Source organism: Dietzia sp. E1 (assembly GCF_014145015.1).
In the GTDB taxonomy this organism is placed as follows: domain Bacteria; phylum Actinomycetota; class Actinomycetes; order Mycobacteriales; family Mycobacteriaceae; genus Dietzia; species Dietzia cinnamea_A.
This window is the reverse complement of the sequence record NZ_JAALDU010000095.1, coordinates 1-7,710: the sequence shown is the minus strand read 5'-3', so window position 1 is coordinate 7,710 and position 7,710 is coordinate 1. Positions and strand designations below refer to the sequence as shown.

General features: G+C 65.2%; 8 protein-coding genes and 1 pseudogene. 7 read left to right on the top strand and 2 right to left on the bottom strand.

What is annotated here, in order from left to right:
• Positions 1–1,146 (bottom strand): acyl-CoA dehydrogenase family protein (locus tag G6030_RS04190; RefSeq protein ID WP_182642297.1); only part of this gene is annotated, 1,146 nt, incomplete at its 3' end.
• Positions 1,147–1,242: 96 nt separating this feature from the next.
• On the opposite strand from G6030_RS04190, the gene G6030_RS04185 reads away from it, so the two are divergent.
• Both G6030_RS04185 and G6030_RS04180 read left to right on the top strand, forming a co-directional pair.
• On the top strand, positions 1,243–1,914 hold the full coding sequence (locus G6030_RS04185; RefSeq protein WP_231888827.1) for a TetR/AcrR family transcriptional regulator: 672 nt from the start codon (positions 1,243–1,245) through the stop codon (positions 1,912–1,914).
• Between the two features lie 223 nt (positions 1,915–2,137).
• Positions 2,138–2,839: a transglutaminase-like domain-containing protein gene (locus tag G6030_RS04180; RefSeq protein WP_063972187.1), complete on the top strand. Its 702-nt coding sequence runs from the start codon at positions 2,138–2,140 to the stop codon at positions 2,837–2,839.
• A 63-nt stretch (positions 2,840–2,902) separates the two neighbouring features.
• Here the strand turns inward: G6030_RS04180 and G6030_RS04175 are convergent, their stop codons facing one another.
• The gene (locus tag G6030_RS04175; protein ID WP_007628314.1) at positions 2,903–3,913 is read right to left on the bottom strand and encodes an AraC family transcriptional regulator; all 1,011 of its coding nucleotides are present in this window, start codon (positions 3,911–3,913) and stop codon (positions 2,903–2,905) included.
• Between the two features lie 121 nt (positions 3,914–4,034).
• On the opposite strand from G6030_RS04175, the gene G6030_RS04170 reads away from it, so the two are divergent.
• From G6030_RS04170 to G6030_RS04150, 5 genes and pseudogenes are all read left to right on the top strand, one after another.
• Positions 4,035–4,355: a 2Fe-2S iron-sulfur cluster-binding protein gene (locus G6030_RS04170; RefSeq protein WP_007628312.1), complete on the top strand. Its 321-nt coding sequence runs from the start codon at positions 4,035–4,037 to the stop codon at positions 4,353–4,355.
• Between the two features lie 17 nt (positions 4,356–4,372).
• Entirely contained in the window at positions 4,373–5,761 is a 1,389-nt protein-coding gene (locus G6030_RS04165) for a cytochrome P450 (protein ID WP_007628310.1), read from the top strand.
• 159 nt (positions 5,762–5,920) lie between these two features.
• A pseudogene (locus G6030_RS16220) lies at positions 5,921–6,202 on the top strand (oxidoreductase C-terminal domain-containing protein); the annotation flags it as partial.
• Between the two features lie 62 nt (positions 6,203–6,264).
• Positions 6,265–7,029, top strand: a complete 765-nt coding sequence (locus G6030_RS04155) for a lysophospholipid acyltransferase family protein (protein ID WP_347238572.1) — start codon at positions 6,265–6,267, stop codon at positions 7,027–7,029.
• Between the two features lie 105 nt (positions 7,030–7,134).
• Positions 7,135–7,704 carry a TetR family transcriptional regulator gene (locus G6030_RS04150; RefSeq protein ID WP_063972255.1) on the top strand — a complete coding sequence of 190 codons (570 nt, stop codon included), beginning with the start codon at positions 7,135–7,137 and terminating at the stop codon, positions 7,702–7,704.
• Positions 7,705–7,710 lie beyond the last annotated feature (6 nt).

The following is a 7,710-nucleotide window of genomic DNA, read 5'->3' as shown; positions in this document are numbered from 1 at the left end:
CGGGAGTGACCGGGCGATGATCTCCTTCATGATCTCGGTGGTGCCGGCGTAGATCTGACTGACCCGCAGGTCGGTCCATGCGCGCGCAATCGGATACTCCTCCATGTAGCCGTAGCCGCCGTGGAGTTGCAGGCAGGTGTCGGCGACTTGCTGAGCGCGTTCGGAGCTCCAGTACTTCGCCATCGCGGCGGTGGGGATGTCCAGTTCGCTCTTGACATGCAGGTCGAGACACTCGTCGATGAAGGCGCGGGTGACGCGGGCTTCGGTGGCGACCTCGGCGAGCTTGAACTTGGTGTTCTGGAATCCGAAGATCGGTTTGCCGAACGCCTCGCGCGTGAGTGTGTACTCGTGTGTCAGGTCCAGCATCAAGTCCATCGACGCGGCGCAACTGACGGCGACGATGAGCCGCTCCTGCGGGAGCTGCATCATGAGCTGGACGAAGCCCTGCCCCTCCTCGGTGCCGAGCAGATTGCTGGAAGGCACACGTACGTCATCGAAGAAGAGCTCGCAGGTGTCTTGCCCCTTGAGGCCGATCTTGCCGAGGAGACGGCCGCGTCGAAATCCTTCGGAGCTGGTCGGCACGATGACCAGTGAGACGCCTGCAGCAGCCTGATCGGGGCTGGTCTTGCAGGCGACGAGCACCATGTCTGCGTGGTAGCCGTTGGTGATGAAGGTCTTGGCTCCGTTGATGACGTAGTCGTCGCCTTCTCTGACTGCCTTCGTCTTGATTCCCTGGAGGTCGGAACCGGTCCCCGGCTCGGTCATCGCAATGGCGGTCACGACCTCGCCGGAGGCCATTTTGGGCAGCCATTCGCGCTTCTGCTCCTCGGTGCCGTAGTGCAGCAGGTAGTGCGCCACGATGCCGCTGTGGAGTGCGGCCCCCCAGCTGCTGTCACCGATGCGGGCCTGCTCCTCGATAAGGATTGCCTCGTGGAAGAAGTTGCCGCCGCCCCCGCCGTACTCCTCGGGAATGGAGGCGCACAACAGGCCGAGCTCGCCGGCGCGGGTCCAGAGTTCGCGGTCGACGCGCTTCTGTTCGATGAACCGCTCGATGTTGGGCTTGATCTCCCTCTCGCAGAACGTCCGGGCGAGTTGACGGAAGTCGTCGAGGTCCTGGTTCATCCAGGGTGAACGGCGGCTGGGCATGGGTCCTCCAGGGAGTATTCGCCGGGTACAGGGTGTGCCCGAAGGCTACGGGTACACCCTGTACCGCGCCAGTCCCTTTCGGGTTAGAATGTGGTCGTGGATCTTGCGAGGTGGGTGGACACGGCCGTGGTGCGCCGATCGACGGCGCACGAATCGCACCGGTCGGCACGGCGAGAGCAGATCGTGGTGGCCGCGGCTCGTGCGATCGAGGAGTACGGTCCCGGCGTCGGTACTGCCCAGATCGCGGAACGGGCGGGGGTTGCGAGGCCTCACGTCTACCGGCACTTCCACAGCAAGGAAGACCTCGAACGAGAAGTGCTCCGATTCGCGGCTGATCAGCTCATCGACACCGTTCGTCCCGCCATGCGCGTGAGCGGTACAGCTCCCACCATCATCGAAGGCGTGATAGGCGCTGCCATCGGATGGGCTGCCGGTCATCCCAACCTGTATCGCTTCATGGCGGCGCGCCAGCAGAACAAGGAAACACACCGGGCCAGGTTGGGGCGCACACGGTTCCTCGGCGAGGTGGTGGCCGCAGCCTCGGCATACATGCGCACATCCGAAGTACAAGTCGATCCCCCGGACGGCGTGATGGCGGGGTTGATGGGCATGGTCGACGCGGGGATCATCTGGTGGCTGGACCACCACGATGAGTCGAAGGAAGAGGTGACCACCCGGATCGCCCATCAAGTTTGGCTGATCATGCGTGATCTCGCCCAGAGCGTAGGGGTTGCTGTGGACAACGACCTTCTGTTGAGCGCGCGATGAGGGACCTCTCGCCCGGAATGGGCGCACCCCGAGCCCGTCGAAGCGGTCCCGCGTTGGAACGGCGACGCCCCGTGTGCGACCGGTGGCTGGAAGAGGTCGGTGACCTAGTGCGGCGGATGCCCGACGTCTGCACCTCGGCAGTGCCCGGCAAGCAGCCGGCCGGCTGGCCGCGCACGGCCGTAGCGCTCAAGACTGACGGTCCGGTCAACACCGCGGTGCGGCGATGACGCCGGCGCCGGGATCGCACCTTGAGGCGACCTTCTTCCTCGATCACGACCACGCTTCGGTACGCGACTTCACCCAGCACGTGATCGCCGGCGCGTCGAGCCCCCGAGAGAGAGCGTCCCTGCTCTTTGCTGCAGTGCGTGACCAAATCTGGTACGACCCCTACTCGGTCTCCGAGGATCCTGAGCATTACCGGGCGAGCCACGTCCTCCAGGCCGGCCGCGCCTACTGCGTGCCCAAGGCGGTGCTACTGGCCGCGGTTCTGCGGGCCGCGGGCATCCCTACCCGACTCGGCTTCGCCGATGTACGGAACCATCTGCAGACCGACACCTTACGAGCCGTCATGGGTGGCACGGACCTGTTCGTCTATCACGGCTATTGCAGCGCCTACATCGACCGACGATGGCTGAAGGCCACACCTGCCTTCAACGTCGAGTTATGCGAACGATTCGGCGTGCCACCGGTCGAATTCGACGGACAGAGCGACGCGCTCATGCACGCCTTCACCTCCGACGGGACTCGGCACATGGAGTACGTACGAGACCACGGCAACTTCGACGACCTCCCCCTGGGCCGCATTCTGTCCGCTCTCCACCAGGCCTACGGACCTATGGTCACCGCCGCTGCGGGGCCTGACCCTGCCTTCACTCCTCCAGCTACCACCGGTAAGACCACTCCGGAAGGATCCGTGGACTCATAAGGGAGCACCTGGTGAGCCACTCCCGCCGGGCGCGGTCCTTCTAAGGAACTGCGGAAGTGGTACTCAAGGGTGCTGGTGGGCGCGTCGGAAGTGGCTCGGTGAGCTGCCGGTCCACCCTTTGAAGGCGTGCGAGAAGTTCGTGAGGTCGCTGTAGCCCAGTTCGGCGGCGACCTCACTGACAGACGTGGAGCGGTCGAGCAGCCGTATCCGGGCGCGGTCGAGCAGTGACTCCTGGAGGAGTTCGCGGAAGCTGGTTCCCTCCGCGGCGAGCCGGCGTTTCAGGGTACTCGAGGAGATCGAGAACTCATTCGCGACCGACTGGAGGGTCCTCACCCCGGACCCGTCCTCGAGCAACGCCCGCACTCTGCGGGTGAACTCCGGGCTGCCGCCCTGACGTTCGAGCGCCTGCTGGAGGCTGGTGACGGCGACGTCGTAGGCGACTGGGTCGGGGAAGCGGCAGGCCGCGTGTAGCGTCCGTTCAGGGATGTGCACATAGGACAGGGGGGCGTTGAAGATGAGCCGCGCCCCCGGCCAGGCTTCTCGAGCCCCGCTGCTTGGCTCCGGCCAGCGACTATGCATGGTCACCTCCGACGCGTCGTCGACCAGTCGGTCGACCAACCGCATGAGGGCGAGTCCGCAGTAGGTGACGGCGAGACAGTCCAGGTCGGGGTCTGCCGCGTTCCCGGTGAGCCGGATCGTCAGGTCGTCGCGCTGGGGATCGGACTGGGTGGTGACGGCCTCGGTGATCACGGGAAGATAGGTCAACAGCTGAACGACCTGGGCGACGGTTCCTGCGCTGACCAGCGGCACGCTCAACGGCCCGAAGGACGTGAGCTGGGCCTGTTCCGCGCAGGCGATCCCCAGCTTCGTTGCCTGCTCGGCATCGAGGTCCGGGTAGACCTCGCGAAACCACCGCAGCGGTGCCTGCTCCTGGGTCCGGATCAGAGACAGTTCCCCGGTTCCCTCGCGCGCCATGATGGCACGGAACTGCTCGGCACTGTCCGGATCGATCGCCGGACTGGCCAGCAGCTGCGCGAAGGCAAGCGCTGGGACGCCCGGCTCGCTTCTCTGCACAGCGCTCCTCACGTGACCCGATCTCACAGCAGGATGACACGATTCAACATGGTCATCGCCGATATCAACGACAATACTGGAGAAAATGTCGATGACGTAGTCAATAGTGAGGGAGTTGTAGATGACAGTCGTTACCTTCGTGTCATACGACGGGGAGAAGCACGAGGCGCCCATCGAGGAGGGCTGCTCGCTGATGCAGGTCGCCACGAACAACGCCATTCCGGGCATCGATGGTGACTGCGGCGGAGAGGCCGCATGCGGCACCTGCCACGTGATCGTCGATTCCGCCTGGGCCGCCAAGGTCGGCCCCTCCGGCCCGGAGGAGGAGGAGATGCTGTCGATGAACCCCGAGCGAGAGCCGACGTCGCGGCTGTCGTGCCAAGTCCAGGTCTCCCGGTCATGGGACGGCTTGACCGTGCAGTTGCCTGAATTCCAGATGTAACAGGAGGTGTTGACGAGATGAAGATCCCTGACGCAGTGAAGACGAAGGTCGACGCCGCCATACCCCTGGATCGCCAGGTCCAGGCCGCGCACCTCTACGACAAGAGCCGACGTTGGTTGACGGGCACGAACGGGCAGAAGATGTTCGTCGAACGCCCGATCCCGCCGGTCGAAGAACTCGCGCTCGAAGACATCGACCTCAGCAACCCCTTCCTGTACCGACAGGGGCAGTGGGCCCCCTACTTCGAGCGCCTGCGTAACGAGGCCCCGGTGCACTACCAGCCCAACAGTCCGTTCGGGCCGTTCTGGTCGGTGACGCGGCACGCCGACATCATCGCTGTGGACAAGAACCACGAGGCCTTCTCCGCCGAGCCCCTGATCGTCATCGGGGCGCCGCCGCGGTTCATGGACATCGCCATGTTCATCGCCATGGATCCGCCCAGGCACGACGTTCAACGGCGCGCCGTCCAAGGCGTGGTGGCTCCCAAGAACCTGCGCGAGATGGAGGGCCTCATCCGGGAGCGCGTCAGGGACGTCCTGGACAACCTGCCCGTCAACGAGCCTTTCGACTGGGTGAGGACGGTGTCGATCGAGCTCACCGCGCGCATGCTGGCGACCTTGCTGGACTTCCCCTACGAGCAGCGCCACAAGCTTGTCGAGTGGTCGGACCTGGCCACCTCCATGGAGCAGGCCAATGGAGGGCCCTCCGACAACGACGAGCTGTTCAAGGGCATGGTCGACATGGCGCGTGGACTCAGCGCACTGTGGCATGACAAGGCCGCCCGCCTGGCGGAGGGAGAAGAGCCGGGTTTCGACCTGATCACGATGCTGCAGAGCGACGAGGCCACCAAGGACCTGATCAAGCGACCAATGGAGTTCGCCGGCAACCTGATCCTGCTCATCGTCGGGGGCAACGACACCACCCGCAACTCGATGAGTGGGGGGGTTCTCGCGCTCAACCAGTTCCCCGACCAGTTCGAGAAGCTGAAGGCCAATCCGGATCTGATCCCCAACATGGTCTCGGAGATCATCCGCTGGCAGACCCCTCTTGCCTACATGCGGCGGATCGCCAAGACCGACACCGTGGTGAACGGCCAGTTCATCCGCAAGGGTGACAAGGTGGTCATGTGGTACGCGTCAGGTAACCGGGACGAGTCCGTGTTCGAGCGGCCGGACGAGTTGATCATCGACCGGCCCAACGCCCGCAACCACATCGCTTTCGGGTTCGGCGTCCATCGGTGCATGGGCAACCGATTGGCCGAGCTGCAGTTGCGGATCCTCTGGGAGGAGCTGCTCCCACGCTTCGAGAGGATCGATGTCGTCGGTGAGCCGGAGTACGTGCAGTCCAACTTCGTTCGCGGCATCAGCAAGCTGATGGTCGAGCTCACCCCCAAGGGAACCGGATGAGTTCGGGGCGCGCGGTGGTGGTCGGCGCCAGCCATGCCGGCGCGCAGTCGGCCACCCGCCTCCGCCGGGAGGGTTGGTCCGGTGACATCGTGGGCCGGTGACGAGCCGATGTTGCCCTACCAGCGACCTCCTTCTCGAAGACCTGTGGAAGGAACAAGGACGATCTGTGGAAGGGACAAGAAGGTGTCGGCGCTCCCATGGTCCCGGTCGGACCAGTACGACCACAAGCTGCGGATCGCGGGACTCAACAACGGTTATGACGACATCGTCCTGAGCGGTGACCCCACCTCTGACCGAAACCGCACCTGCTACTACCTCAGGCAGGGCGAGCCGGTCGCCGCTGACAGCGTCAACCGCCCCGGGGACTCCATGACCACCAACGGCATTCTCGGCCAAGTCGCCGTCGACACGACTGCCCTGACACCGGAGGTGGCGGTGTGAGCAAGCAGACCGACCACTGGTCGTGGTCACCACCGAACGTCTGACCCCCGAGGTGAACAAGGATGGTTTGGAGGTCGACGGCAGGGCCCGCGATGAGACTTCTGCCTTTCGTTCCGGGCGCCCGTGACTCGCATCAGTCCGCAGGCGTGCGACGCGCACCCGCGGACGCCCGCGGCCCTGCATGGTGGCTCGCGTTGGTCGTCTGCAAACCCCTTCTGCTGCTCGTCAGGAGAGCGGACTGGCGCGGTACAGAGCGCCTTCCCGGGTCGGGGGGCGCAGTACTGGCGGCCAACCATGTCTCCCAAGCCGACCCGCTCTTCCTCGCGGAGATGGTCCTCGCCCAGGGCCGGACCCCCCGGTTCATGGCAAAATCGAGCCTGTTTCAGAGCAGAGCAGTGGGCTGGTGGTTTCGGTCGGCCGGCCACGTCCAGGTCGACCGCTCCGACGGGCGAGCCGGGATCCGCGCCGCGATCGAAGCAGTGGATCGCGGCGCCCTCGTCGTCGTCGTCTACCCGGAGGGATCGATCACGAACCGACCGGATGCACGTCTGATGTCGCTCAGGTCGGGTGCTGTTCGCATCGCGCTCGAGACGTCAGTCCCATTGATCCCCGTCGCCCAATGGGGTGTGCAGGCCATCGCGCCAGCCTACGAAGGAAGGGTGGTGCTGGGCCGCCGTCGTCGGGTCACCCTGCTGGTCGGGGACCCGGTCCCGCTCGAGGACCTCCGAGAATTGCCGACGGCGACGGGAGCCGCTGCGGGTGTGCAAAGACTTCAGGACACCCTCGCAGCGATGGTCGACCAACTGGCCGACGAGCACGCTAGGTAGCGTGTGGCCGTGTCCAAGTCAGTGACGCGAGTCGATCGCGAGACAGGAATCGCTAACCTTTCTGTCATGCGGGCACCGTCAATGCGCGAACGATTCAAGGAGCACATGCGCCTGGCTGTCCTCGAGGCTGCCCACGACCTGACTGTCGACCGCGGCTGGGACCGGGTGCGCATGGGGCAGGTGGCTGATCGTGCCGGGGTGTCGCGGGCGGCTCTGTACAAGGAGTTCGGTGACAAGGCCGGCCTCGGAGAAGCCGTCGTACTCCGGGAGGCCTCGCACTTCCTCGAGGGCATCCGGGGCGCGCTGGAGGCGCACATCGGCGATGCGAAGCGAGGCATCGCAGCCGCCGTCGACTACACCTTGAACGAGGCCGGGCGCAGCCCCCTGCTCAAGGCGGTGCTCATCTCCAACCGTGACCTTGATGCGGGAGGTCAGGCGTCCACGGGGATGCTCCCGCTGCTCACGACATCCGCGCCGCTTCTCGACCTCGCCTCCGACACCCTGGCCGGATGGGTCGCGGAGAGTTATCCGGGTCTCCCCCCGGGCGATGTCATCGACGCGGCCGACACCCTGGTGCGCCTGACGGTCAGTCATCTTGCGCTCCCCAAGTGGGACCGAACCGCGACAGCGCGGAAGATCTCCGAGGTCGCCGTCCGGTTCCTCTCACTCGAATAGTGACCT

What these genes read in the sequence shown, in the direction of transcription:
- G6030_RS04180 (WP_063972187.1), top strand. Translation starts at nt 2,138, where the DNA reads ATGACGCCGGCGCCGGGATCGCACCTTGAGGCGACCTTCTTCCTCGAT.
- G6030_RS04170 (WP_007628312.1), top strand. Translation starts at nt 4,035, where the DNA reads ATGACAGTCGTTACCTTCGTGTCATACGACGGGGAGAAGCACGAGGCG.
- G6030_RS04165 (WP_007628310.1), top strand. Translation starts at nt 4,373, where the DNA reads ATGAAGATCCCTGACGCAGTGAAGACGAAGGTCGACGCCGCCATACCC.
- G6030_RS04155 (WP_347238572.1), top strand. Translation starts at nt 6,265, where the DNA reads ATGGTTTGGAGGTCGACGGCAGGGCCCGCGATGAGACTTCTGCCTTTC.
- G6030_RS04150 (WP_063972255.1), top strand. Translation starts at nt 7,135, where the DNA reads ATGCGCCTGGCTGTCCTCGAGGCTGCCCACGACCTGACTGTCGACCGC.